This is a genomic window from Paenibacillus sp. JNUCC 35, assembly GCF_058269095.1.
This window is the reverse complement of the sequence record NZ_CM177771.1, coordinates 1,418,904-1,442,864: the sequence shown is the minus strand read 5'-3', so window position 1 is coordinate 1,442,864 and position 23,961 is coordinate 1,418,904. Positions and strand designations below refer to the sequence as shown.

Genomic DNA, 23,961 nt, shown 5'->3' with positions numbered 1-23,961 from the left:
TGATATGATTTTGCCTGGTTTGCGTTTAACCATCCGGACCGCTCTCGACCGGTTTCGTACCCATTGGAAAAAAAGAGCCTTGCAGGCTCCGCGTTTGTTCGCCTTCTATTCGATTTTATCTTGGCTCGGCCTGGCCTTCTTATGCCTGTCCCTGCCTTTTATGAAAGACAGCCGCACTTTGCTGGTGCAGGCTTTGGCCTCTTTTTACGTACTCTGGCAATTGTGGATCGTCTGCCGTTCCAAAACCGTCGGCTGGTCCGCGTACGCCGCTTTTTTTATCATCGGCACCTGGATCGTAGCTCCGCTCAATACGCTGTTCATTCAGCTGGTCTTCCTGCCGTTTGATCCGGCGGTTTATGCCGTCTGGAATGCGTCGCTCGTTTCTCCGCTGACGGAGGAACTGATGAAGCTGGCTCCCCTGCTCCTGTTTTTGTGGGGCTCGCGCAAAGCGACCTCGCTTAGTCTGGCCGACTTCGCCCTGATCGGCGGCGCTACCGGAGCCGGACTCCAGTTCCTGGAGGAATACTGGATGCGGCTGCATGCCAGTCTGGAGCCGGCCGGTTCCGCGGCGGTTTCGCCGGATAGCGCGATGAGCTGGAACCTGTTTCACTTCCTGCCGTCCCTTGAGCAGGGTCTCGCCTCGCCCTGGGCCGGGCACACGGCGGCCACCGCCCTCTGCGCCCTCGGCCTCGGAATCGCCATCCGCCTGCGCCGGGTCATCGGGAAAGCCGCTTACGCGCTGCCCGTCTTTCTGCTTGTCTGGGTCGCCGCGGATCACGCGGTGCATAACGGGACACAGGCGACCTGGCTGAACGGGTTTCATATGACGCTAGGCGGCGGCGCTTATACCAAGGCGTTGTTTATCGTTCTGCTGATCGGTGCGGTCGCATACGACTACGCCGACCTGAACCGCATGCGGAAGGGGCTGACATTGTTCCGCTCCGAAAACTTGATCGAACCGTTCCGCGAGCTCTACCGTTCTTTGAGCATGCTGCCGGAAGGCGCCAAACGCTACGTCAGCCTTCTCCGTTTCTACAGAATCCGGCGCCGCCTGGCCTTCACCCTGCTGTACGGCAAAAAAGACGCCAAGCGCAGCCTCGGAAATCTCCAGGATGAGATGAAGATGCTGAACAAGGCGGCTGTCCCCGTCCTGCTTGCGGCGGGGTTCCTTCTGCTGAGCGCCGCCGGCTGGACCGGCGGACTTGCAGCCGCCGCAGGATCAAGCCCTGGCGGCAGCGCCTGCGTCTCCTGCCTGTACGCCCCCACCGCGGCTTGGTGGAGCGGGCAGAGTGCGGCCGCGAAAGGTGTGCTCCTGCTCGGCACCGCCTTTCTCTTCACTTCTTTCTTCCCGCTGTGGGGCGCGGTAAGCGATACGCTGGCGGGCGACTTCAAAGCCCGCCGCAAACACGCCGGGCGGCTTCAGCCCGGAGAGATTTTGCCGCTGTTCGGCGCGTTCACTCCGCGTATGGCGGCGGCCGCCGGCCTGCGGCGGCTTCTCGACCTCCTGGCGGGTCTCGAAGCCGGGAAGAAGCCTTCCGCGCCAAGCGCGCCGCCCGAGGCTTCCTCCGGCGCGCAGGAACAGCCTTGTGCGGCCCAGTCCGCCGAAGCCCTGTCTGCCGGGGAAAGCGCGGCGGACGCCGGCTTCGGCGCTGACGATACGGCCAGCGCGGCTGGCGCGGCGCGTTCCGAAACCGTCCCGGAACGCAGACACCGTTTCACAACGGAGCGCACGCGGCAGACCGTCCACCAAGGGAAGCAGGCGTATTTGCCTGCCGGAACCCGCTATGGAGGCGGGTGGACGATCAGGGGGCTGCATAACTGGAACGGCTTGATCGACGCCGTCCGCCGGGACCGACTCACCGTGGTGAGAACCGAGGAACTGCCGGAGAACGGAATCCGCAGAGCCGTCATCAGACGGCAGGGAACGGACCCCCTTACCGGGGAAACGTTCACTTCCCTGACATACGGCAAAACGTTTTATCCCAAACACTACAACGATTCGGAGATCGATCGTTTAGGGGAAGATGCGCTGAACAAGGCTATTCTTCATAATCGGCTGCAATCGCAGAATGACCATCGCGGCCGCCTTCAAGCATACACATTCAGAGAAGAAGTGGTTGGGCCCGACGGAAAAATCATCGGAGTTCAGGGAAGAGTCCTCCCCGATGCCGAAGGCAATCTGACGGAAATTATCGACCATTTCCCTTACAATCACCGCCAGACGGTGTCGTTCCGCCGGCTTTCTGCGGATCAGGACTAAATTTTACCGCATTGTCGTAAGTACACGGGCTCATGTACCGCCGCTAAGAAAAAAGGCGATATGCGGAACGTCCGGAAAGGAGGACAACCATGGAAGCCAACATAGAGCTGCTGCGGCATCTGGCCCAGATTCACCGCCCCGTCGATAGCGACGCCGATGATATCTGGCATTATATGATTTTGAATATGGAAGAAGACGCCCTGGATCCCCCGGCGCTTCAAGCCGTCGCCTCCGCCTTGGAGAGCGAAACGAATCAGGGAATCGGGTTCCGTGAAATCCAGTTCGAGCGCGTGCTCGAGCACCCCGAGCTTGTCGAAATGGAATACTATGAGACGAATCTGGTCTGTCCGCGGGAATCGCTGGCCGCTCATATCCGCAAAATCCTTTTGCTGTACGACGCCGGGATGGAAGCTTAGCATACCGGACTTGATAGCGTTCCTCTCTCTGCGTCTCCTTACTCTCTAGCTGCAAATTCGCTTGTTCTCTGCCCGGGTTTCTTATTCCTTCGGCAATACACTCGACGTTTCTCTTGCGCTTTCCGCACGTTTTTCCGGAGCTTTATCACCGGTTCTTGCGGGTTCAAACGGCTTCCGGATACCGGGAGCCGTTTTTTTTAGGTAACGCAGTGACGCATTCCGGTAAGAAGTGCTATAATAATGGCTAAAATGAATTTCCATAACCCCGGAAGGATGGAGCGGAATGAACCCCCTTGCTAAGCAGTTGAATGAAACCATCGAAAAAGAAAACGCCTATGTGTATGAGATGTTATCGTCGTTGGGCAAGCAAATCTATTTCCCGAAAGTCGGCATTTTGAGCCAATCGGCCGAGGCGAAAACCAAAGCCGGTAAATATAATGCCACGATCGGTACTGCCATCGAGAAGGGTCAGCCTATGCACCTGAAGGTCATTCAGGATACGCTGTCCGCCTATGATCCGAAAGATCTTTACGAATACGCGCCTCCTGCGGGCAAGCCCGGTCTGCGCACCGCCTGGCGTAAAAAAATGCTGGAGGAGAATCCGTCCTTAAGCAACAAAACGTTCGGCAATCCGATCGTGACCAACGCCCTTACACACGGCCTGAGCATTGCGGCCGACCTGTTCGTAGAAGCGGGGGACCGCGTCATTATTCCGGATAAAAACTGGGAAAACTACGAGCTCACCTTCGGAATCCGCCGGGGCGCCGAAATCGTTACGTATCCGCTTTACAACGAAAACAACACGTTTAATTCCGCGGGACTCCGCGAACAGCTCCTTGCCCAGAAAGACAAAGGCAAAGCGTTCGTCGTTCTGAATTTCCCGAACAATCCGACGGGGTATACACCGGGACCGGAAGAAGGACGCCAGATCGTTTCCGTAATCCGCGAAGCCGCGGAAGCGGGCATCAATGTCGTGGCCGTTACCGACGATGCGTACTTCGCCCTCTTCTTCGAGGATTCCCTGCAGGAATCTCTTTTCGGCCAGCTTGCCGAACTTCACGACCGCGTACTGGCGGTTAAAGTGGACGGCGCTACGAAAGAAGAGTATGTGTGGGGCTTCCGCGTAGGTTTTATCACTTACGCCGGCAAGAATGAAGCGCTGCTCAGTGCGCTGGAACAGAAAACGCTCGGGATTATCCGGGCCACGATCTCCTCGTGCTCGCATCCTTCGCAGACGTTTGTCCTGCACGCCTTGAACTCTCCGGAATTCAACGCTCAGAAGCAGGAGAAGTTCGAAATCATGAAGGGCCGCGCGAACAAAGTGAAAGCTCTGCTCGACAGCGGCAAGTACGGAGACTCCTGGGATTACTATCCGTTCAACTCCGGCTACTTCATGTGCCTGAAGCTGAAAACCGTCGATGCGGAAGCGCTCCGCCAGCGCCTGCTGGAAGTTTACGGCGTCGGAACGATCGCCCTCAGCGAAACGGATCTTCGCGTCGCTTTCTCCTGTATCGACGAAGAAAACATCGAGGAGCTTTTCGACCTGATCTATCAGGGAGTACGCGACCTTGAGACGGTTTCCGCGAAATAAGCGCTACTTCTGTTGCTCCATATGCAAAAGCCCGGCTTCTATAGCCGGGCTTTTTATATTTGTATATAGGAAGTCACAGAAGCGATTCCATGGAGACCCATAGGCGTGTCGCAGTCATGAAAGTCATCGGAGCCGCAAGAGTCACGGCAGTGTACACGAGGACGCGGATTCACTTGAACGGAATCCACAAGGTTCCATTCCACTGCACCGGCGTTCCCGCGGCCGTTCCGGCCGTGATTTTACCGGCGGGCACACGTACCGTCCTGCCCTCGATCTCCAGAACCGCCGACGGTCCGTCCAGCTCTCGCACGAGACCGGAACGCCGGATTTTGCAGCTGCTTTTCTCCTGCATTAGTTGTACCTCCGTTGTCGTGTCTTAAATCCAGGCGTCTTCGTTCCCTGTCCCGCCGAGAATTGCCACTGCTCTGGCGCTGCTCCCGGTGCTCGGTATTTGCCGGCCGCGTGACGGGTTCGCATCCGGCAGCCGAACATTCCTCCCGCCGTCACAGCTCGTGGACGGTAACTTCGCTGCGGATCATAAACCGGGCGTTAGGACCCGCCTGGCCGATCCCTTTGGAAATGTAATACGGTCCGTATGAGGTTTCATGAAGGCCCTTCGTAATTCCCCTCGCCGCGAGCTCCCCCTTCCGGATAAAACGGAACAGAAACGGAACATGAAACTGCATGCCGTGAAAATGCCCCGCCATCAAGTAAGTAAACGGGCGCTTTAAACGGAGGACGAGGTTCGGATCGTGGGTCAGCACCACGACCGGTTTGTGCGCCGCGGTATGCCGGAACGCTTTTCCGATCCGGCTGTGTCCGGTGCCAAGATCATCCACGCCGACGAACTGGAAGGCCCCGAGATCGGCCGACCGGTTGTTCAGCAGAGCAACGCCCGCTTCGTCCAGAATCGCGTTCAGCTTCCTCATCCCGGCCGGATCCAGGCGGTGATCGTGATTGCCGAGAACGGCAAACGCCGGAATTCCGCGGGAAGCGACCGCCTTCAGCACCTTTTCAACTTTCGGCAAATACTTGCTTCTGCGGGTGAAGTCGCCGGTTAGCGCGATATAATCCGGCTTTTCCGCGTCAATCAGCCGAGTAAGCCTGCCGGGACGGACCCTCAGCTTTTCGACGTGAAGATCGCTGATCTGCAAAATCTTAATGCCAAGCCCGGCCGGTACCCTCACGCGCTCCACTTTGAGCCACATGGTCGGTACGATCAAGAAGAGATACGCGCAGGCTGCCGCAGGCAAAAGCCACACAAGTACGGTCATAAGTCTCATCCTGTTCCAGATAAAGGTTCCTTCCACCATAAGCCACGCATCCGGCGTTCGTCAAGAGACCGGATATCCCGGATAGCGCCGACAAAAAACAAACGCAAATGTGTCTATTTTTGTCGAAATGGGATACCTTGTACAAATAAAGCCCGGAAGCTATAATGAGATTACATAATGGAAATTAGTACCTAATATTTTGAAGGATTGGAGGTAAACGCGATGAAACGCTGGGTTTTTGCTATTCTTACGGTTGCGGCATTGGTTTACTCATCCGGACTGGCTTTTCCTTGGGGTCCGTGAGCCACTTAGAGGAACTGGGCTGAGCCTGGTTCTTTTTTTTATTTGGAGGTTAATATGATCTACTTCATCGTTCTGGCTGTCGTCATTACCCTTCTTTCGGGACGGAACCCGCTCTCCCTGGTAGAGAAAGTGAACTTCAAATTACCGTATCTCCTGCTCGGAAGTTTTGCCGCCCAGATCGTGATTTTCGCCGTAACGGTCCGGACAAACCGGACGTACTCCTATTGGACGGAAGCGGCCATTTTGGCTGTGCTTCTGTTTTTGTGGCTGAACCGGAAAGTTCCCGGCATCCCCCTTATTTTCCTGGGCGCTCTCTGGAACTGGACGGCTCTTGTCATACACGGAGGACTGATGCCCGTATCCGATACGGCGCTGGCATGGGCGGGACTTGCGTCCCTGCCGGAGAATGAACCCCGCCATCAGCTCATGGCCGCGTCCGCCTTCTGGTGGATGGGCGATTGGATTCCGCTTGTACGAAGAGTAATCAGCATCGGCGATATAGGGATCGGAGCCGGACTCATCCGGTTTATGCTCGGAAATTCGGTGAAGAGGAGGAAGAATGAAGGACCATAACCCGTTTACTTCCCTGCTGTCGGCTTTCGGAATCTTCACCCTGATCACCGCAACGGCTTTTATCGCGCAAAACGCTTACGATCCGAAAATTTTGCTGCCTATCGCCGTCATGGTCATCGTCTTTGAAATGATGCCCCTTAAAATGCCTAACGGCACTTACTTCAGCGGGGTCACGATCGGTTTTATCCTTTCACTTTTTGAAATGGGATTCTTTGCAAGCACTTTCTTTCTTGTCCTGAACACGCTCACGTTCTTTACGCTGCACTCCAAGCCTTTCTATAAAATCAGATGGTTCCGCTTCTTCTCTACGCTCGGCATGTACGGCATCAGTATGCTGGCTGCCTGGGGTACGGGCGTTCTGACCGCTCAGGCCCCTCTGTACGTCAAAATCGTATGCGCATTACTCGCGTTCGAGGGAGTGAACCTCCTGCTGAGGCTCGGCATCATGCGTTCGGTCCCAGGTACGCCCGTTTCCGCAGGCAAAGCCATTTATGAGGCGCGCAGTCTTCAAATCGGCATCCTGATCGCCTCGGTCGTGCTTTATAAAATGCTGAAGCAGCCCAGCTATGAGCTTTTTATTTCGGAAATCGTATTCACGATCATTGCGATCAAGATCATTCATTATTTTGTTTCCGGGTATTTGAAGCAGATCGATATCATTGAGGAAAGCAACAAGCGCTACAAAAAGATGGCTTATTACGACTCGGTCACGGATCTGCCCAACCGGGCTCATTTTAACGAACACTTGACTCAGGACATTGCCGTGGCACGGGAAACGAAAGGAAAAGTCGGACTGCTTTTTCTCGATCTCGACCAGTTCAAAAATATTAACGACACCATGGGACACATCAGCGGGGACGCCCTGCTCGTTCAAGTGGCCGGACGGCTGCAAAGCTGTCTGGGGCAAGACCATACGGTATCCAGGCTGGGGGGCGATGAATTTACGATTATCGTGCGGGACATTGCGGGGGCGCAGGATTGCGTTCTGGTGGCCGAAACGGTCCTATCCGCGCTGAAAACGGGCTTTTTCCTACAGGGGAAAGACATCTATATTACGCCGAGCATCGGCATCAGCCTGTATCCGGACAACGGATACGATTCGGAAACAATCGTGAAAAACGCGGACACCGCCATGTACAGGGCCAAAGAGCTCGGCGGCAACTTGTACTCCATGTTCACCTCCGACCTGGAAGAAACGATCGAAAAGAAACTGATTTTGCAGAGAAATCTACATAAGGCGCTGGAACGCGACGAATTCCATCTCGTCTATCAGCCTCAGCTCCAGCTGGATACGGGCCAAATTCAAGGCACGGAGGCTCTCGTCCGCTGGAACAACCCGGAGCTCGGCCTCGTATCTCCCGAAGATTTTATCCCTCTTGCGGAAGAAAGCCGGCAAATTCTTTCGATTGGCGAATGGGTGCTGAGGACTGCCTGCGAGCAAAACAAAGCCTGGCAGAACGAAGGCTTCCCGCCCGTCAGAATGGCGGTCAACTTATCTTCCATCCAGTTTGAACACGACGAGCTGATCCCCACGATCCGGCGTATATTGGACGAAACCGGACTGGAAGCCCGGTGGCTGGAGCTGGAAATCACGGAGAGTCTTCTGCTCCGCAATAAAATCAAAACGATGCGTACGCTCAGGCAGCTCAAAGAACTTGGCGTTCACATCGCCATGGACGATTTTGGCGTCGGCTATTCTTCTCTCAGCTACTTGAACTACTATCCGTTCGACCGGCTTAAAATCGACAAGTCCTTCATCCATCATATGAACGACCGCGCGGGAGATGAATGGATCGTCCGCACGGTCATCCAACTGGCCCACGGCCTCCATATGACGGTCGTGGCGGAGGGCGTCGAGACGAAAGAGCAGCTCGCTTATTTGAAAGAACAGGGCTGCGATTGCATTCAGGGCTTCCTGATCAGCAAGCCGCTGACCCCCTCCCGGCTGCAGGAAAAGCTTTGGGGCGGCAGCGGAACGCCGGAAACCCGGCCGGATTAATACGGGAGACCCGCAGGCAGCTGCGGGTCTTTTCAGCATTCGGGCGGGGCCAGGGTGCCGCCGGACAGCATGCGCAGGCTGGAACAGCCTGGACACATGGGCGGTCATCCGAGAAAGCGAGCTTCGCACAAAATGCCATCTCTCCTTTGCGCGTCAAGGTGTACGGAACGAAACCGGATGGAACTTTGACCTTGGAACGTAAATTTGTTACAGTTAAGATTACAGTTAAATCGTTTTTGTTACAGTTACCCACAAGAGGTGAGCTTATGTTGAAATTGGGGATTCTGGATCAATCGCAAGTAGCCGAAGGCCGTACGGCCTCCGACGCTCTTAAAGAAACGACCCGGCTTGCGCAGGAAGCGGACCGTCTCGGCTTCACCCGCTACTGGGTTTCGGAGCATCACGCTTCGAAATCGCTGGCCCATTCGAGCCCTGAGGTGCTCCTGGCCCATCTCGCGGCGGCAACCTCCCGCATCCGCGTGGGCTCCGGCGGCATTATGCTGCCGCATTACAGCGCCTACAAGGTCGCGGAAAACTTCCGCCTGCTGGAGGCGCTCCACCCGGGGCGGATCGACCTCGGGCTCGGCCGCGCGCCGGGCGGTATGCCGCTGGCGACCCGCGCCCTGCAGGCGGACAAATACGTCAGCATCGACCGCTATCCGGATCAGGTAGCCGATATCGCCGGCTACCTTCACGAAGCGATGCCTCCGGAGCACCCCTTCGCCGCGCTGCAGGCTTCGCCCTCCATACCGACGGCGCCGGAGGTATGGCTGCTCGGCTCCAGCGGCGAAAGCGCCCGCATCGCCGCCAGACAGGGCGCCGCGTTCGGCTTCGCCCAATTCTTCGGCAGCCCCGGCGGCGAGGAAGCCATGCGCCACTACAAGGCGCATTTCCAGCCTTCCGTGCTGGGCGACAAGCCGCGTACGCTGGCAGCCGTTCTCGCCGTCTGCGCGGATACGGAAGAAGAAGCGAACAAGCTCGCGTCAAGCACGGACTTGTACTTCCTGCGCCTGGAACGCGGCCTGGAGCTCGGGTTCTTCCCGTCCGTGGATACGGCGCTGAATTATCCGTACACGGAGTATGACCTCGCACGCATCAAAGAGCGCCGGGAACGGCGCATTGTCGGCAATCCGGAGCAGGTCAAACGCCAGCTTCATGCGGTTGCGGAAGCTTACAGCGCGGATGAACTGCTGATCGTTTCGCCCATCCACAATTTCGGCGCCCGCCTCCGCTCTTACCGCCTGATCGCCGACGCCTTCGGCATGAAGGGCGAGGAGTAAAACAAGGCCGAGTATGCGCCCGAAGCAGTCCGGCTTCTCTCCGCACGGCGAGCACGCTGCGGGCCAAGGCCGCTTGACCGGAACCGGCTTCGGCTTCGTCCGGGACGCCGTCCGGCTCGCACCTTCCGAAAGGCGTTTCCCACGGCAAAATCGGCTAACCGCTCAAACGATTTTCACACCGCAGCCGCACCTTCATAGAAAAACCCGGAGCTTGGGGATTTCCCCAGACTCCGGGCTTTTTTTGTCGTGAATCCTACTTGATGATAATGGTCTCAACGACTTTATCTTTGCCTTTCAGCTCGACCGCAGTCGGCTTGACCAACCGGCTCACATCGCCTTGAATCGCAACGTCGGAGGCAACCTTGTACGTTGCTTTGTCCGTATTTCCGTAGACTTGGTTCGTTACGGTAACCGTAGCGATACGGCCTTCCTTGCTCAGCGTCATCGAATCGAAAAAGCCGCTGACCTGAAGCGTGCGGTCTTCAACCGCTTTTTTCGTTACTTCGATAAAAACAACCGTGTTGTTGTACGAGCGCAGTCTGACGACATCCCCGTTTTGAAGCTGGGACGCGCTTACTTTGGCGCCGTTGCGGTAAACGAACACTTCGGGATGCAGCGCATACGTTTTCAGGGTGCCGTTCTGATCGAGCACCAGCGTATTCCCGCTCACGGTTCCCGTCACTTTGCCGACGGCCGTGGTTTGGTCCTGTCCCGGCATCTGGCTGTCCGTGCGATCCAGCAGCGCGGCGAGCTGAGCGCGAGTTACCGGCATATTCGGACGGAACGTGTTGTCTTCGAATCCGTCGATCAGCCCTTTCTCGATAGCGACGGCCACATAACCGACGGAACCGGCCGGAATCTGCTTCGCATCCTTGAACGAAAGCTGCGTGTTGACTTTTGCTTTAGCCTCGGCATCCAGCTTCATCGCTTTCACGAGGAGAACCGTCGCCCACAGGCGGTCGGCAGGCTTGGACGGCTGAACCATGTCCTCGCTCTCGCCGAACAGGTCATTCTCAAGCGCTACGGCCACGTAACCTACCGCCCAGTCGGGAATTTTGTTCGCATCCTTGAAGTTCAGCTTTGTCTGCTTCTCTTCGTTCGATTCCGCTTTATCGCGCAGGCCCATCAGCCGGACGGCAGCCGTAATGGCTTCAATACGGGTAACCGTATTCCGCGGTTTGAACGAACCGTCTTCATAGCCTTCAAAAACACGCTTCGAGGAAAGGCTTGCAATATTTTTCAGCGCCCACTCCACGTCCGAACCCTTCAGATCGTCGAACGTAATCCGGAAATCGAAAGAACCGTGTACGCCGCCGTTTTTGCCCTCTTTCCAGTCTTTATCCTTATCATGGTCCTTATCCTTGCCGTTTCCGTTAGCGAACGCGGCAGTGCCTCCGCCCATTGCCATAGCGAGTACGACCGTGGATAGAACGGTTTTTTTCATGTCAAGTTTTTTCATCGGGAAACTCTCCTTTATGCGTGTAGGAATCAGCCCCGGCCCGGGCTGGATGAACCGGCAACTCTTCGCGAAGCATGACGGTTTACACTATAGCAATTCTTGGAGCCGCGGCGTTTTAGGGGGGTCCGTTCCAATTGCAACCGGTAAAATGATGAAAAAAAGTCCCACTCTACCGGAGAGTGAGACCAATCACGACGAAATCAGGGTCAAATCGGACATCCTTGATATGCACGATGGAAGGCAAATACGAATCCAGCGAAATCGAAACCGGCGCGAGGGATACCAATCCCGACGGCACTTCGAAGTTCCGGATATGCGTGCCCGTATGCGTTACGGTCAGTTCTTTGCCTGCCCAGGCCAGTTTAAACGTCATTTGCGCCCCGACAGGCACAGTATTTTTCCATAGCAGATTTACATCCGCGGTCAGATCCTCGCCGCTTCGTGTAAAGTCGGCTCCGGTTATCGTTACATCGGGCGATACCCGCGCGTGTTTGGCGATCGCTTTTTTGCCGAGCTGATTGATTTCCTCATTGGACAGCCGCACTTCGGGCTTCTTGCTCCTGATGATATCCACCAACTGGCTTTCCAGCGAAAGTTCCGTATAAGCCAGATCAAGCTGCTGCTGAGGTTTGATATACGTTAAGAGTCCCCAGGTCGCCAGCCCCGCCGCAACGGCCAGAACGAGCAGGACCACGATTATACGCCGGATGATTTTCATGTTTATTCCCTCCTTGCCGTAATGACGCATACCCTCTATTTACCCAGCGGACTGCAAATGAAAAAGCCGGTTCAACCCGAACCGGCTTGGAGTCTTATACGCGATGCTGCAGCTCCGGTTATTTCCCGTCTCCGTCTCTTTTGGCTTTCAGCCATTTCGGCGCGCCTTTGTTCTTGCGGTCCTGGGCGGTCTCCTGCTTGCGGGCGGCCTTGCGCGAGACCGGCTGCGGCGCGGAGCCGCGGCCCTCGCCCGCACCGCTCCGGGAGGCTGCGCCCGAGCTGCCGCGTCCCGTTCGGGCCGGCGCGCCGCTGCGGCCGCTCTCTCCACGGCGATCCGTGGAGAGGCGCTCCCCGTCCGCGCCGGCAGTCCCGCCGCGGTGCGACCCCGCTTCGCCGCCGGACGCGCGCTGGGCCGTGCCCGAAACGCGGGCTGCGGCGCCCCCCCCGCCCGCGTCATCCCGGCGCGGTGCGCCGCGGAAGCCGCTGCGCGGGCCTTGGCCGGCATCGACCACCCGGCCCTCGTACATCTCCTTCTCGTCGATGGAGATGCGCAGAGCCTTGCGGAACTTATCGATGATGAAACGCTCCTTCGGAGCGACGATCGAGATCACGGTTCCGCTGCGCCCCATCCTTCCGGTACGCCCTGCACGGTGCAGGTAGTACTCGGCGTTAAGCGGCATGTCGAGATTGATGACATGCGTCACTTCCTCGATGTCGAGCCCGCGGGCCGCCACATCGGTAGCCAGCAGCAGCTGGAACTTGCCTTCGCGGAACGACTGCATGACGTTCGCCCGCTGCTGCTTGCCCGCTTCCCCGTAGAGCGCCTCCACGGACAATCCGAGGTGCTGCAGCTTCGATACCACTTCCGACACGTCGGCCGTCGCATTGACGAATACCATCGCCTTGGGCGGCTCGTACAGACGGATGATCCGGCGGAGCGTGTCGATTTTATTGCGGGCTTCGCAGTTAAAAGCGAGATGCTCCAGTGTGGACGCCGTACGCTGATCCGGGTTGATCCGGATCTCGGCCGGGTCATTCATCAAGCTTTCCGCCGCTTGTCCGATCTCCGCGGGAATGGTCGCCGAGAAGAACAGCGACTGGGACGAGCGCTGAAGCGCTTTGAAGATCGAATAGACTTCTTTCATGGAGCCCAGCTCCAGCACGTGATCGACTTCGTCCACGATCAGCATGGACACATGATGCACATTCAGCTTACGGGCCTTGATCAGCTCGTTAATGCGGCCGGGAGTTCCTATAATCAGGTGCGGGGAACCTTTTTTGAGTTTCTCTACCTGCCGGGCCAAGGCCGCTCCTCCGATCAGAGCTTGGCACTTAATGGGACCGTCGCCGATCAGATCTTCCGCCACGCGCAAAATCTGCATGCCGAGCTCCCGTGTCGGAACGATGATAGCGGCCTGGACATGCTTCGCGTTCACATCGATCCGCTGCAGGGCGGGAAGCAGGAAAGCCAGTGTTTTGCCCGTTCCCGTTTGCGACTGCACAATGGCGTCCCGTCCCGTGAGAATGAGCGGGATCGCCTCGGCCTGAACGGCCGTAGGTCTGCCTATCCCCCGTTCCTTCAACTTTTCCGCCCAGACGGGGGCGATTTGCAGCTGTTCAAAATTGTCGTACATGAAGAACCTCTTTTCTGTATGCCGTTGTTGTTTGTCTACATTATACGCGAGGAAGCTCCCAGGAACAAACCGGGGCACGCAAAAAAAGGATGAGCTGCGGAGCCTGACCGCACTGCCCACCCTTAACGGCCCTATCCGGCCTGCATGGGGCGCTTATCTGAGAAAATCCCATTCTTCCAGCAGCATTTGCCGGATCGCTTCGCGCGCACGGTACAGACGCTGCCGGATAACGCCTTCCGTCACGTTCATCTCTTCCGCCATTTCCTTGTAAGACATGTTATGAACCACTTTCATGGCGAGAATCTGCCGGTAAGCGGGGCTGAGCTGGTTCACGTAATGGTTGATCGCTTCCTGCATGATCTTCAGCTCAACTTCCTTCTCCAGCGGGGTGCTGCCGGCCTCGTAAGCCGGGGCCGTTTCCCTCAGCGTCAGCGTAATCTCCGAATCCAGCTCGTTGCGGTTGCGCTTATGCTTCTGCAAATAATTGAGCGTCACGTTGCGTGTCAGCTTCTTGAGCCAGCCTTCATATTTCTCCGTCTCCTTTAGTTGAGGAGCCTTGTCGATAGCACGGAGAAACGATTCCTGAATGATATCCTCGACTAAATTGTGATCCTGGAGGATGAAATAAATGGTCGGATATACCATGACATGAAATTCTTTATATATTTTTTCCTGAAGGCTTTTGTCCAGGTGGAAATAATTCGATGTAAACAAATGAATCATGTACTTTGACATGAGACATCCCCCTTATGTAAACCATTCCTAAAACTCATATTAGGCTATACCGAGGGAGTTAACAATATTAAACAGCAAAAAAATTCATTATATTTAAAGAAAAAGCTTACATTTCTATCCAACCGTGCTTCTAAGTCTCATTTTGGATAAAATCAGGCGGGATAACGTCATTCTAATCACCAAAAAAGGAGATTTTTTTCTATTTAATTTTAGGAAAATCAAGCTGTTTTCCTTCTTTTTTACTTTTCTTCCCTTCTATTTCAATTCTTTTCTGCTCCATCCAGCGGAAAACTTCGTCCAGCGCCACTTCGTCCATTTCCTTCGGAAAACGGTGTTCCAGCCCTTCGTAAATGAGCATGGTATGATCTTTGCCCGCATGTTCAAGCGCTGCGGCCAGCTTGTAGGCGTGGGAAATTTTAACCTGCGGATCGGCGGTTCCGTGCACGATCAGCACGGGAGACTCGATAAGATCGGCCCACCTGGCCGGAGACCTGCGGATATATTCATCCGCCTGCTTGAGGGGATGGCCGACGACCCGTTTGAGCATACGTCGTAAGTCGACCCGCTCTTCATACGTGTCGTGAAGGTCGCTGACGCCGCCCCATACGACGACGGGGCCGACTTCCTCGCAGTCTCTGGCGGCCAGCAGCGCCATCAGCGCGCCGCGGGAGAAGCCGATCAGCGAGACCGGTACGGAGGCGACTTCGGGCAGATCCCTCAGCATCAGCAGCCCGTGATACACATCGTACCGGTCCTCTCCGGCGAAGTCCTCGCGTCCTTCTCCTCCTTCGTTGCCGCGGTAGAAGGGCGCGAAAACGACATACCCCCGCCGTGCCATCGAAACGATCCGGCGGATCCGCACCATTCCGACGCGCCGGATGCCTCCCCGGCAGTAGACGACGGCCGGCAGCGGTTCCGCGTGATCCGGCACGGCGAGATAGCCTTTGACGCGAAGTCCCTGGGCCGCGTACGTCACGACGTACAGCGAGACGTTTCTCGCGTGCCGGGACAGCAGCTCCCGCTCCAGGAGCTGGCCGTCTTTAAGGCTTCCCGCTTCGTTACCGGCCGCGCGTACGGCAGGCGACAAGGTGACCGGCGAGAGGGTGCTGATTTTTTTCCCCGATTGAATGGATTCCGACATGCTTGTTCAGCCTCCTTGTAGGTATATGTCCTGAATGTAGTTGCGGACCGACCCGGGACCCGTGGTGAAGGAACTTTACAGTCCCCATGGCTTCCGATAGACTGGGAGTATCTTATTTTCATACGGAAGGAATGATCTTATGAGTCAAGAATTCGAAAACGAGTTTAACGCCCTCGTATCCAAAGCGGCCGAGCTGTTGACCGGGGACGGTTCCTCCGAAATGACCAAGAAAATAAAAATCTGGGCCGTCTATCAACACTTACATAAAGCGATGCCCGCTCTAACGAATCACTGGAACGGCTCGCACCCCGACGCCAAAACGCAAGTCCGGGCCATTTTCGAAGAAATCCGCGATCTCAACGAGCAGCAGAAGGCAAGCCGGGGCAAACCTGAATAAGAACTCGTCCACGCAGCCACAATAAGCCTGAGATCCCTTATAAAGGAGCGAAGGCATATGTCTAAAATCGCAGTCGAAGACAGCTTGTCCAGTGTGAAGCAGGCCCTGCAGAGCAGCGGCTACGAAGTTACCTCGTTGAATCAGGCGGACGGAGCGTCCTGCGTGGTCATTTCCGGTCTGGACCAGAATGTGATGGGCTTCGCGGATGCCACCACCTCCGCTTCCGTCATCAACGCTCACGGCTTAACGGACGAAGAAATCGTCCAGGAAGTCGGCAGAACGACCGGGCAAAACCAGGGCTTCTGATCCGCGCAAACCGTCCTTGGTTTTCTTGCCGCACGTTTTTCCGCATGGTCCCCATGGAACCGATTAAAAAAGCGATTCTCCTGCAGGAGAGCCGCTTTTTTTCTGGGTTATTTCTTGTTCAGCATGCGCTGTGCGGTTTTATCCAGCAGACGGGGAAACAGCGAATACAGCTTCGTGCCGATTCCCGCTATAAAAGGCAGATCAATCTCCGCCTTCTCTTTCTCGATCGCGCGGATGATCGCTCCGGCCACCCGCTCCGGTTTCAGCATGAACCAGCTGATGTTCTTGACGTAATTTCCCGTAGGGTCCGCCCGTTCCAAGAACGGGGTATCGATCGGGCCCGGATTAACGGCGCTGAGCCGGACACCGGTTCCCGCCAGTTCCTGGCGAAGCGAATTTGTCAGGCCGAGCACGGCGTGCTTTGTCGCGGAGTATCCGGAGGACTTGGCCGATCCGATTTTGCCGGCCATCGAAGCGATATTGACGATGTGGCCCGAGCCCGATTTGACCATGGACGGAAGAACCGCTTTCGTGCAGCGGACGATGCCCATGTAATTCACGTCCATCATCTCTTCGAACTGCTCCAGCGGAGCGTCCAGAAACCGTTCGAATACTCCGAACCCCGCGTTATTGACGAGAACGTCAATCCGCCCGTACTCGGCTAGAACTTCGGCGAAAACCCGGTTCACTTCGGCCGTATCCTGCACATCGAGCCGGTACACGCCGCATCCGCCGCCGATCTCCGCCGCCAGCCGCTCCAGCTTGTCCCGCGAACGTGCCATCAGAACGGGCACCGCTCCGCGCTGCGCCAACGCACGCGCGGTCTGCGCGCCTATTCCGCTGGAGGCTCCGGTGACGACGACTACTTTGCCTTCTATATTCATGGATGTGCTTCTTCCCCTTCCGATGACGCTTGTAGGCTTAGTATACCTTACGCGGCTTTTCTTCACCAGGCGGAGGCGGGCAGTACAGATTTTATTCCGCTCCATTTTATATCCTTCAGCACTTTGAGACCGGATACAGATGGAGTTTACGCGGTTCATTATGGTTCTTTCCGTAATGCTTGGTTCTTTTTCAATCTGAGAATTTGTCATGCCCTGTTGAATATACCCGAGAATACGTCTCTTCCCTTCGCGGACGGCCGCCGAAATTTCAATTTCGTGGAATTTAGCTTATACATTACAACTTCTCTCGCTCCTCCCACACCCCGTATCGGAGAAACTCGCATCAAAAAAAGACTGCTTCAACAGAAGCAGTCCTTTTGCCGGTTCTCCAGCTTGGTCCGGTTTAGCTAAGCGAGAAGGACCTGAATATCCAGTTCGCCGATTCCGTCCATGAGCAGAGGAACCGTCAGCGCTTTCAGTGCATCCACCTCATGGACGTCTCCCGTGACGACCTTAGGGGGCGTAATGTCAACCTTGATGCCCTGATTGTACAAAATCGTGCTGGCGTTGCCGCTGATCATGTTTCCGAGTTCGGAAATCGCACTGTGTCCCATTTCGTCCAGCTCGGTCAAAATAAATCCGCCCATCATAGCGGAAACCATCCGCAGCGCCGTTGATTCTTCAAAACCGAAGCGTATGTTTCCTTGCATTTGACCGGTCATACCGATTTGTATCCATACATAACGTTCGATAAAGTAAATATCTTTGACAGACAATTTACCGGTAGTCGGACGCACGTTCGCGACTTGTTCGATGACAATCCGCGCGGATTCCAGAAAAGGATTGATGTACTCCGCTTTCATGTGCTCTTTAACCCCTTTACCAACATATAGGAACAAAAATTGTTTCACAAGGCGATAAAACCGTTCCTCCGGTTTAGGTACTCATGTCGGATTTTTTCGAACCAAACTTACACATTTTTCTACATTATATAGTAAAAATCGTTGTCCGTATACTTCTTTTGTCCTATTTTATCCATGTCAACTTTGAGTCTTTTTTATCATTGGACCTATAAAGCGGGGCCAAACAGGAAGAGAATCGCACGGCGGTCCTATTTCCCGTTATGGGATTTTCCGGACACCGCGGGGGTAGAGCAAATCAGTCTTTTACCGGGTTAGACGCCGCCGAACCTCTTTGCACGTCATAAATGACCGCGCTTGTGAGGAAGCATTCCGTTTGGTACGATGAAAGGTGAGGTGAACAAAAGCATGCACGGATTTTTGATTGATTTGGATGGCACACTGTACAAAGGGAACGAAGCCATACCGGGCGCGAAGGAGTTTGTGGAGCTGCTCAATAAGAACGGCCTCCCTTACCTCCTTGTGACCAATAATTCGTCCCGCTCCCCGGAACACGTGGCCGGCCATTTAAACGGGATGGGCATAGAAGTCGGGCCCGACCGCGTGTACACGACGGCTATGGCTTCCGTTCAGTATTTGCTCGAACACGGAAACGGCAATCGCGTCTACTGCATCGGCGAAGAAGGACTGCAGAGCGCTCTGCTGGAAGCGGGGTTCGAGCTCACCGACAAGGAGCCGGATTACGTCGTTCAAGGTATCGACCGGCAATTGACCTACGACAAGCTGGCGTCGGCGGTCAAGCACCTGCTGGGCGGCGCCCGGTACATCCTGACGAACCCGGATCACCTGCTTCCGTCTGACAGCGGCCTGATTCCCGGAGCCGGCTCCATCAGCGCCCTCATCCGGACCGCTTCCGGCGCCAATCCGGTCGTCATCGGCAAGCCGTCGCCGGTCATTATGAACTATGCCCTGGCCCGACTGGAACTGCAGGCGAAAGACACGTGGGTGATCGGCGACAATACCGCAACGGACATCGGCGGCGGTATATCGGCCGGCTGCCGGACAGCTCTCGTGCTGACAGGCCTTGCCACGGAGGCCAATGTCCGGGAGCACATTTCGAAGTCCGGGAACGAGCCGGATCTGATTTGCCGCGACCTGCCTCATTTTTGGAACAGTCTGATGAAATAGCCCGGCCCGACAGCCTGGAAATCAGACAGCTCCCTTTACAGAGAAACGGGAATCTCCCCTTGACAAGGAGGCCCGGTTCTCTCCCCTCTTTTTGTAACCGGGATTGAAATGATCCCGCAAAACCCGATTGTCATTTATTTACATTCAATCATTTGAACTCTCCCCGGCCATCCTTTATAATAGAAAGAAAATTAAGTTATCTCGTTATATGTTTCGATAAATTTTACTTATAATCGGAGGGCTGCCCATGAATCTCAATCAATTGGAGACGCTCATCACGATTTCCAAGACGATGAGTTTCCGCAAGGCAGGCGAACTTCTCAACCTGACGCAGCCGGCCGTGTCTGCGCAGATTAGAAGCTTGGAAGAAGAGTTCGGGACGATTCTGATCGACCGCAACCAGCCTGTGACGCTGACGGACAGCGGCAAGCTGTTCCTGGAGCACGCCGAAAGAATCCTCCGCACTGTCGAGGATTTGAAACAACGGTTGGCCGATCTGAGCCAGACTCCCCAGGGCCATATCCATATCGGGACAACCACGTCCATTGCCATGCAAATTTTACCGCGGGTGCTGTTTTATTTTCAGGACCAGTTCCCTTTAATCAAAACCACCATTCATTCCATGACCTCTTCGCAAATTATGGCCAGTGTCGACAACGGCAGTGTAGATATCGGCATTTCGTATCTCTACGAAAAGTATCCGTCTCTGGAGGCTTCCGTCCTGTACTACGACACGTTCGAACTCATCGTATCCACCAGTCATCCGCTAAGCCGGTACTCTCATATTTCCATCGAGAAGCTGCGCAATCTGCCCTTTATCATGCTATCGCCGGAAACGGCGGGACGCCGATTCGTCGATCAGGTGTTCAAAACGTACGATATCAACCCGCAAATCGTGATGGAGCTTTCAAGCAGCGAAGAAGTCAAACGGATGGTCGAGCTGAATCTCGGCGCCGCCATCATCTCGAAGTTGTCTGTCGTCAACGATCTCGACCACGGTACGCTGAAAATGCTGAAAGTAGACGAGTTAGATATTACTCATCCCGTCGGCGTTGTGTACAAATCCGGCCGCTACCTCAACTCCGCGATGCACCAGTTCCTGCAGGATTTGAAAGGAATGCCGGAAACCCAATTTCTCGGTTCCGAATAGGAGGGCTACTTATGAAATTCGATCTTCATACGCACAACGAAAGATGCGGGCATGCAACGGGGACCATCCGTCACTACGTAGACGCGGCGGTGGAAGCGGGCTTGTCCGTGATCGGCATTTCGGATCATTCCCCGTATTTTTACAGCGAGCAGGACCAGTTGTTTCCCGGAATCGCCATGGCCAAAAGCGCCTTCGCCGCCTATGTGGAAGAAGTGCTCGGCCTGAAGAAGGAATATGCGGACAAAATCGAAGTGCTGCTGGGGGTCGAATCCGACTTTTTCCCGGAGCATCTGGACCTGTACCGTTCCATGTATGAGAAATTCCCGTTCGACTATATTATAGGTTCGGTCCATCTGTCCGGCGGCGTCAGTATTTTTAACAAGAACCGGTGGAAAGGGCTTGACGACGCTCAGCATATCCTCCATAAAGAGACCTACTACGATCTGATCCAGCAATCGGCAAGAGCCGGATTGTTTCAGATACTGGGTCATATCGACGCGATGAAAGGATTCTATCCCGCTTTCTCGGATATTCCGACTCCCAAAGTGGACGAAACCCTGAAAGTCATCGCGGATGAGGATGTGGCGATCGAAATCAACACTTCCGGCAAAACCAAAACCGTAGGTGGGTGGTATCCGTCCGATCTTATTCTGGAACGCGCCCTCCATTACGGGGTTAAAGTCACTTTCGGGTCAGACTCTCATGTGCCCCAGCGTGTTGGCGACGACTTCGAACTCGTGAGCAAACGGCTGAAAGAAATCGGGTTTAAAGAATGGTGTTTCTTCCGCAATAAAGAGCGGGTTCTCGTTACCCTGTAATTGCCGCCGCATTTCATAAAAGGACATAAGAAAACCGGCCGTCAATCGGCCGGTTTTCTTTAATTCCGGGAGCTGTGATTCCGGATTATCCGTAGGAAGTCGGCCCATAAAGCCGACAGTTCCCTGCACGCGCCATCCGGTTCGGACTGCCTGAAACAGCTTCCCCGTCCCAACGGAGATCATACAGGAAAAAGGCGCCTGCAAGATCAGATACCGTTCCAAACAGGATGTAGCGTGCTCATACTGAGGCTTCCGGGTACATTGCGGCGTAGGCAGCAAGTCTCCAGACAAAAAAAGCAGGCTTACCAACGGGGTAAGCCTGAAACGTTGTATATTAAAAAGGGGGTCTTGGTTATTATAATACCTCCCTTACATTATAGGAACGTAACAGAAATATTTCATTTATGTAACAAAATTGAAAGCGTTCTCTTATATTCCGACGGCAACTTCCCCGGTTTGGCAGCATTCGCCTATGAAAATTCCGCTTTTGTCTATTTCATAGAACAGCCGTTGCAGGATTTCGGAACGTGACGTATAATTCCAACAGAACAACCTGGTGAAGAGTCTACTATCGTCCGTTCATCCATATAAAAAAGCCGGAAAGCAGGTACAAGCCATGACCGATTTTCACCATCTTGACCATGTAAAGGAACAATCCACGTCCAAGCGTACGCTGTGGATTACCCTTTTCCTCACCTTATTTTTCACCATTGTTGAAGTTGTCGGGGGGATTATGTCGAACTCCCTCGCCCTGCTCTCGGATTCCGCGCATATGATCTCAGACGTCATTGCGCTCGGACTCAGCATGACCGCTATTTACTTGGCCTCCCGGAAACCCAACAGCCGCTACACATTCGGCTTTCTGCGGTTCGAAATCATTGCCTCCTTCCTTAATGGGCTTGCCTTGGCCGTGATCGCCATCGGAATCCTTATCGAGGGAATCAAGCGGTTTTACGAGCCGCAGGACATTGATTTCAAACTTATGCTCATCATCTCCTCCATCGGGCTCGTGGTCAATCTGGTGCTCACGCTGGTCCTGCACCGCAGTATGGAAGAAGAGGAGAATCTCAACGTCCAGAGTGCCTTGTGGCATTTTATCGGAGACCTGCTCAGTTCCGTAGGGGTTATTATTTCGGCGATTCTCATTTATTTTACGGGAATGCTGTGGTTTGATCCTTTGATCAGTATCGTAATCAGCTGCATTATTTTCATCGGAGGCAGCCGGATCATTAAGGAATCTTACCTCATTCTGATGGAATCCGTTCCCGCCAAGTTCAATCTGGAGGAAATCCGCCGCGATATCGGCAATGTCGAAGGGGTTGAAGATGTGCATGAAATGCACCTCTGGGCGATCTCGACGGATCATTACTCTCTGACCGCGCACGTTTTTATCGACGACAAAATCCAGCCGTTCTGCATCATCCTCGCCATTAACGAAACGCTGAAGGAAAAATACGGCATTACGCATTCCACCATTCAGATGGAGCATGCGGGTATTCATCCTCACGGCGAATACGGCCGGGAATTTCTCAAACACCGGGAAGAGAAGCATCAGGAAGATTCTCTGGCTCCCGTTCAAAAACAAGCCATGACGTAAGACGACATGGCACGCAAACACCGGAATCCCCTGCAAGGGGTCCGGTGTTTTTCGCGTTAGCCGGGCTTGTACCATTCTCATGCCGGGTGTTTTATAATGGATCTAACGTACCCATACCAGCCAACCTATCGGAGGTGCTTCCCATGAAAGCAATTCTTCTCGAAACATTCGGCGCACCGGAATCGTTCTCCATCGGAGAAATTCCGACCCCGGCCGTCCGGCCCGGACACGTGCTTATCCGCGTCGCCGCCAGCGGCGTGAATCCGATCGACGCGCGGATCCGCCAGGGCCTGATGCCGAATCTCGCTCCGCCTGCTCCCGCGGTCCTGCACGGCGATGTAGCGGGCACCGTCGAAGCCGTGGGCGAAGGCGTGACGAAGTTCCGGCCCGGCGACGAAGTGTACGGCTTCGCCGGCGGCTTCAAGGGCTTCGGCGGCGCACTCGCCGAATACATGCTGGCCGATGCGGAGCTCATCGCCCGCAAGCCCGCCTCGCTCTCGATGAGCGAGGCGGCGGCCCTGCCCGTCGTGGCGCTTACCGCCTGGCAGGGCTTGTTCGACCGGGCGCGGCTTCAGCCCGGCCAGCAGGTTCTCGTGCATGCCGCCGCAGGCGGCGTCGGCCACATCGCGATCCAGCTCGCGAAATGTGGCGGCGCCGACGTCTTCGCGACGGCATCCTCCGACGCGAAGCTGGACATCGCTTCGCGGCTGGGCGCGGACGGCGTCATCAACTACCGGACGGAACCGGTAGAAGATTACGTCCGCAGATGCTCGGGCGGCGGCCAGGGCTTCGACGTCGTGTTCGACACGGTCGGGAAAGACAACCTCGACCGTTCCTTCGCCGCCGCGCGCGCAGGCGGCCATGTCGTCGCCATCGCCGCCCGCTCCACGCATGATCTCAGCCCGCTTCATGCGAAGGGGTTGACGCTGCACGTGGTGTTCACCGTGCTGCCGCTTCTGACCGGCGTCGGCCGCAAGCATCAGGGCGAGACGCTGGAGCGTCTTGCGCGCCTGGCCGACGAAGGGCATCTGCGCCCGCTGCTGGACGAGCAGCGGTTTACGTTCCGCGACGCGGCGGGGGCTCACCGCCGCCTGGAGTCGGGCAGCGCGATCGGCAAGGTCGTGCTGACGAACGATCTGTAAGGACGTGGCCCCGGATGCAGGCCGAGGCTGCGGGCAGTAAACTACTCTGCCTATCTCCATGGTAAAAGAGCAGGCTTCGCAATCATTCCCTCCCGGATTTAGCTGGGGGATCAATCATTGCGATCCTGCTCTTTTATTCTATTTTTTGAAGGGTGCCAAGTTGATGTCTCACCGACAGCTTTCGTCCACGGCTTTTCTCTTTCATTTTTACTTACCTGCAGGCTTGTTTCGGTAATT

Annotated in this window: 22 protein-coding genes; 13 read left to right on the top strand and 9 right to left on the bottom strand. The window is 55.4% G+C overall.

From position 1 onward, the window contains the following. The first annotated feature begins 4 nt into the window (after positions 1-4). The 3 genes from AC2TF6_RS06530 to AC2TF6_RS06520 all read left to right on the top strand — a co-directional run bounded on the left by AC2TF6_RS06530 (position 5) and on the right by AC2TF6_RS06520 (position 4,267). The gene (locus AC2TF6_RS06530) at positions 5-2,260 is read left to right on the top strand and encodes a PrsW family glutamic-type intramembrane protease (protein ID WP_491310388.1); all 2,256 of its coding nucleotides are present in this window, start codon (positions 5-7) and stop codon (positions 2,258-2,260) included. 89 nt (positions 2,261-2,349) lie between these two features. Continuing rightward, positions 2,350-2,676, top strand: coding sequence for a hypothetical protein (locus AC2TF6_RS06525; RefSeq protein ID WP_009676401.1), 327 nt, complete (start codon positions 2,350-2,352; stop codon positions 2,674-2,676). Positions 2,677-2,959: 283 nt separating this feature from the next. Further along, entirely contained in the window at positions 2,960-4,267 is a 1,308-nt protein-coding gene (locus tag AC2TF6_RS06520) for an aminotransferase class I/II-fold pyridoxal phosphate-dependent enzyme (protein WP_491310387.1), read from the top strand. Between the two features lie 169 nt (positions 4,268-4,436). On the opposite strand, the gene AC2TF6_RS06515 is transcribed toward AC2TF6_RS06520, so the two are convergent. Both AC2TF6_RS06515 and AC2TF6_RS06510 read right to left on the bottom strand, forming a co-directional pair. Next, a complete protein-coding gene (locus tag AC2TF6_RS06515) occupies positions 4,437-4,619 on the bottom strand; it encodes a hypothetical protein (RefSeq protein WP_491310386.1) in 183 nt (60 codons plus the stop codon). 151 nt (positions 4,620-4,770) lie between these two features. Continuing rightward, on the bottom strand, positions 4,771-5,541 hold the full coding sequence (locus tag AC2TF6_RS06510; protein WP_491310385.1) for a metallophosphoesterase: 771 nt from the start codon (positions 5,539-5,541) through the stop codon (positions 4,771-4,773). Positions 5,542-5,898: 357 nt separating this feature from the next. On the opposite strand from AC2TF6_RS06510, the gene AC2TF6_RS06505 reads away from it, so the two are divergent. The 3 genes from AC2TF6_RS06505 (at position 5,899) to AC2TF6_RS06495 (ending at position 9,696) form a co-directional block, all read left to right on the top strand. Continuing rightward, positions 5,899-6,417: a DUF5317 domain-containing protein gene (locus AC2TF6_RS06505; protein ID WP_491310384.1), complete on the top strand. Its 519-nt coding sequence runs from the start codon at positions 5,899-5,901 to the stop codon at positions 6,415-6,417. Next, positions 6,404-8,416 (top strand): putative bifunctional diguanylate cyclase/phosphodiesterase, encoded by a 2,013-nt coding sequence (locus tag AC2TF6_RS06500; protein ID WP_491310383.1) that lies wholly within the window; start codon positions 6,404-6,406, stop codon positions 8,414-8,416. Before AC2TF6_RS06505 ends, AC2TF6_RS06500 begins: the two co-directional genes overlap by 14 nt. Positions 8,417-8,682: 266 nt before the next feature. Then, positions 8,683-9,696: an LLM class flavin-dependent oxidoreductase gene (locus AC2TF6_RS06495; RefSeq protein WP_491310382.1), complete on the top strand. Its 1,014-nt coding sequence runs from the start codon at positions 8,683-8,685 to the stop codon at positions 9,694-9,696. Positions 9,697-9,949: 253 nt separating this feature from the next. Here AC2TF6_RS06495 and AC2TF6_RS06490 read toward each other — a convergent pair whose 3' ends face one another. The 5 genes from AC2TF6_RS06490 to AC2TF6_RS06470 form a co-directional block, all read right to left on the bottom strand. Continuing rightward, complete coding sequence (locus AC2TF6_RS06490; RefSeq protein ID WP_491310381.1) at positions 9,950-11,155, bottom strand: S-layer homology domain-containing protein; 1,206 nt, start codon at positions 11,153-11,155, stop codon at positions 9,950-9,952. 169 nt (positions 11,156-11,324) lie between these two features. Next, positions 11,325-11,873, bottom strand: a complete 549-nt coding sequence (locus AC2TF6_RS06485) for a hypothetical protein (RefSeq protein ID WP_491310380.1) — start codon at positions 11,871-11,873, stop codon at positions 11,325-11,327. A gap of 118 nt (positions 11,874-11,991) precedes the next feature. Beyond that, positions 11,992-13,506 (bottom strand): DEAD/DEAH box helicase, encoded by a 1,515-nt coding sequence (locus AC2TF6_RS06480; protein ID WP_491310379.1) that lies wholly within the window; start codon positions 13,504-13,506, stop codon positions 11,992-11,994. Between the two features lie 153 nt (positions 13,507-13,659). After that, positions 13,660-14,241 (bottom strand): RNA polymerase sigma factor, encoded by a 582-nt coding sequence (locus AC2TF6_RS06475; protein ID WP_009676277.1) that lies wholly within the window; start codon positions 14,239-14,241, stop codon positions 13,660-13,662. A gap of 199 nt (positions 14,242-14,440) precedes the next feature. Continuing rightward, positions 14,441-15,382 carry an alpha/beta hydrolase family protein gene (locus AC2TF6_RS06470; RefSeq protein WP_491310378.1) on the bottom strand — a complete coding sequence of 314 codons (942 nt, stop codon included), beginning with the start codon at positions 15,380-15,382 and terminating at the stop codon, positions 14,441-14,443. A gap of 139 nt (positions 15,383-15,521) precedes the next feature. Between AC2TF6_RS06470 and AC2TF6_RS06465 the strand changes: the two genes are divergently transcribed. Next, positions 15,522-15,779, top strand: a complete 258-nt coding sequence (locus AC2TF6_RS06465) for a DUF2573 family protein (RefSeq protein WP_491310377.1) — start codon at positions 15,522-15,524, stop codon at positions 15,777-15,779. A 57-nt stretch (positions 15,780-15,836) separates the two neighbouring features. Next, on the top strand, positions 15,837-16,085 hold the full coding sequence (locus AC2TF6_RS06460) for a YkuS family protein (RefSeq protein WP_009676264.1): 249 nt from the start codon (positions 15,837-15,839) through the stop codon (positions 16,083-16,085). 107 nt (positions 16,086-16,192) lie between these two features. Here AC2TF6_RS06460 and AC2TF6_RS06455 read toward each other — a convergent pair whose 3' ends face one another. Together AC2TF6_RS06455 and AC2TF6_RS06450 are read right to left on the bottom strand one after the other, a co-directional pair. Next, on the bottom strand, positions 16,193-16,969 hold the full coding sequence (locus tag AC2TF6_RS06455; protein WP_491310376.1) for an SDR family NAD(P)-dependent oxidoreductase: 777 nt from the start codon (positions 16,967-16,969) through the stop codon (positions 16,193-16,195). 407 nt (positions 16,970-17,376) lie between these two features. Next, a complete protein-coding gene (locus tag AC2TF6_RS06450) occupies positions 17,377-17,832 on the bottom strand; it encodes a chemotaxis protein CheX (protein ID WP_009676282.1) in 456 nt (151 codons plus the stop codon). 405 nt (positions 17,833-18,237) lie between these two features. Here AC2TF6_RS06450 and AC2TF6_RS06445 point away from each other — a divergent pair, with 405 nt between their 5' ends. The 5 genes from AC2TF6_RS06445 to AC2TF6_RS06425 all read left to right on the top strand — a co-directional run bounded on the left by AC2TF6_RS06445 (position 18,238) and on the right by AC2TF6_RS06425 (position 23,724). Beyond that, on the top strand, positions 18,238-19,017 hold the full coding sequence (locus AC2TF6_RS06445) for a TIGR01457 family HAD-type hydrolase (RefSeq protein ID WP_491310375.1): 780 nt from the start codon (positions 18,238-18,240) through the stop codon (positions 19,015-19,017). 247 nt (positions 19,018-19,264) lie between these two features. Then, positions 19,265-20,167: a LysR family transcriptional regulator gene (locus AC2TF6_RS06440; protein ID WP_009676241.1), complete on the top strand. Its 903-nt coding sequence runs from the start codon at positions 19,265-19,267 to the stop codon at positions 20,165-20,167. 11 nt (positions 20,168-20,178) lie between these two features. Next, positions 20,179-20,985: a histidinol-phosphatase gene (locus AC2TF6_RS06435; RefSeq protein ID WP_491310374.1), complete on the top strand. Its 807-nt coding sequence runs from the start codon at positions 20,179-20,181 to the stop codon at positions 20,983-20,985. Between the two features lie 616 nt (positions 20,986-21,601). Beyond that, on the top strand, positions 21,602-22,582 hold the full coding sequence (locus AC2TF6_RS06430) for a cation diffusion facilitator family transporter (RefSeq protein ID WP_491310373.1): 981 nt from the start codon (positions 21,602-21,604) through the stop codon (positions 22,580-22,582). Positions 22,583-22,725: 143 nt separating this feature from the next. After that, positions 22,726-23,724 (top strand): zinc-dependent alcohol dehydrogenase family protein, encoded by a 999-nt coding sequence (locus tag AC2TF6_RS06425; protein WP_491310372.1) that lies wholly within the window; start codon positions 22,726-22,728, stop codon positions 23,722-23,724. The last annotated feature ends 237 nt before the right edge of the window (positions 23,725-23,961 follow it).

Bases quoted from the DNA above. Each gene is read 5' to 3' on its own strand.
- AC2TF6_RS06500 (WP_491310383.1), top strand. From the start codon at position 6,404: ATGAAGGACCATAACCCGTTTACTTCCCTGCTGTCGGCTTTCGGAATC.
- AC2TF6_RS06465 (WP_491310377.1), top strand. From the start codon at position 15,522: ATGAGTCAAGAATTCGAAAACGAGTTTAACGCCCTCGTATCCAAAGCG.
- AC2TF6_RS06510 (WP_491310385.1), bottom strand. From the start codon at position 5,541: ATGACCGTACTTGTGTGGCTTTTGCCTGCGGCAGCCTGCGCGTATCTC.
- AC2TF6_RS06450 (WP_009676282.1), bottom strand. From the start codon at position 17,832: ATGAAAGCGGAGTACATCAATCCTTTTCTGGAATCCGCGCGGATTGTC.
- AC2TF6_RS06480 (WP_491310379.1), bottom strand. From the start codon at position 13,506: ATGTACGACAATTTTGAACAGCTGCAAATCGCCCCCGTCTGGGCGGAA.
- AC2TF6_RS06440 (WP_009676241.1), top strand. From the start codon at position 19,265: ATGAATCTCAATCAATTGGAGACGCTCATCACGATTTCCAAGACGATG.
- AC2TF6_RS06520 (WP_491310387.1), top strand. From the start codon at position 2,960: ATGAACCCCCTTGCTAAGCAGTTGAATGAAACCATCGAAAAAGAAAAC.
- AC2TF6_RS06435 (WP_491310374.1), top strand. From the start codon at position 20,179: ATGAAATTCGATCTTCATACGCACAACGAAAGATGCGGGCATGCAACG.
- AC2TF6_RS06485 (WP_491310380.1), bottom strand. From the start codon at position 11,873: ATGAAAATCATCCGGCGTATAATCGTGGTCCTGCTCGTTCTGGCCGTT.
- AC2TF6_RS06460 (WP_009676264.1), top strand. From the start codon at position 15,837: ATGTCTAAAATCGCAGTCGAAGACAGCTTGTCCAGTGTGAAGCAGGCC.
- AC2TF6_RS06490 (WP_491310381.1), bottom strand. From the start codon at position 11,155: ATGAAAAAACTTGACATGAAAAAAACCGTTCTATCCACGGTCGTACTC.
- AC2TF6_RS06425 (WP_491310372.1), top strand. From the start codon at position 22,726: ATGAAAGCAATTCTTCTCGAAACATTCGGCGCACCGGAATCGTTCTCC.
- AC2TF6_RS06430 (WP_491310373.1), top strand. From the start codon at position 21,602: ATGACCGATTTTCACCATCTTGACCATGTAAAGGAACAATCCACGTCC.
- AC2TF6_RS06475 (WP_009676277.1), bottom strand. From the start codon at position 14,241: ATGTCAAAGTACATGATTCATTTGTTTACATCGAATTATTTCCACCTG.
- AC2TF6_RS06470 (WP_491310378.1), bottom strand. From the start codon at position 15,382: ATGTCGGAATCCATTCAATCGGGGAAAAAAATCAGCACCCTCTCGCCG.
- AC2TF6_RS06505 (WP_491310384.1), top strand. From the start codon at position 5,899: ATGATCTACTTCATCGTTCTGGCTGTCGTCATTACCCTTCTTTCGGGA.
- AC2TF6_RS06530 (WP_491310388.1), top strand. From the start codon at position 5: ATGATTTTGCCTGGTTTGCGTTTAACCATCCGGACCGCTCTCGACCGG.
- AC2TF6_RS06455 (WP_491310376.1), bottom strand. From the start codon at position 16,969: ATGAATATAGAAGGCAAAGTAGTCGTCGTCACCGGAGCCTCCAGCGGA.
- AC2TF6_RS06495 (WP_491310382.1), top strand. From the start codon at position 8,683: ATGTTGAAATTGGGGATTCTGGATCAATCGCAAGTAGCCGAAGGCCGT.
- AC2TF6_RS06525 (WP_009676401.1), top strand. From the start codon at position 2,350: ATGGAAGCCAACATAGAGCTGCTGCGGCATCTGGCCCAGATTCACCGC.
- AC2TF6_RS06515 (WP_491310386.1), bottom strand. From the start codon at position 4,619: ATGCAGGAGAAAAGCAGCTGCAAAATCCGGCGTTCCGGTCTCGTGCGA.
- AC2TF6_RS06445 (WP_491310375.1), top strand. From the start codon at position 18,238: ATGCACGGATTTTTGATTGATTTGGATGGCACACTGTACAAAGGGAAC.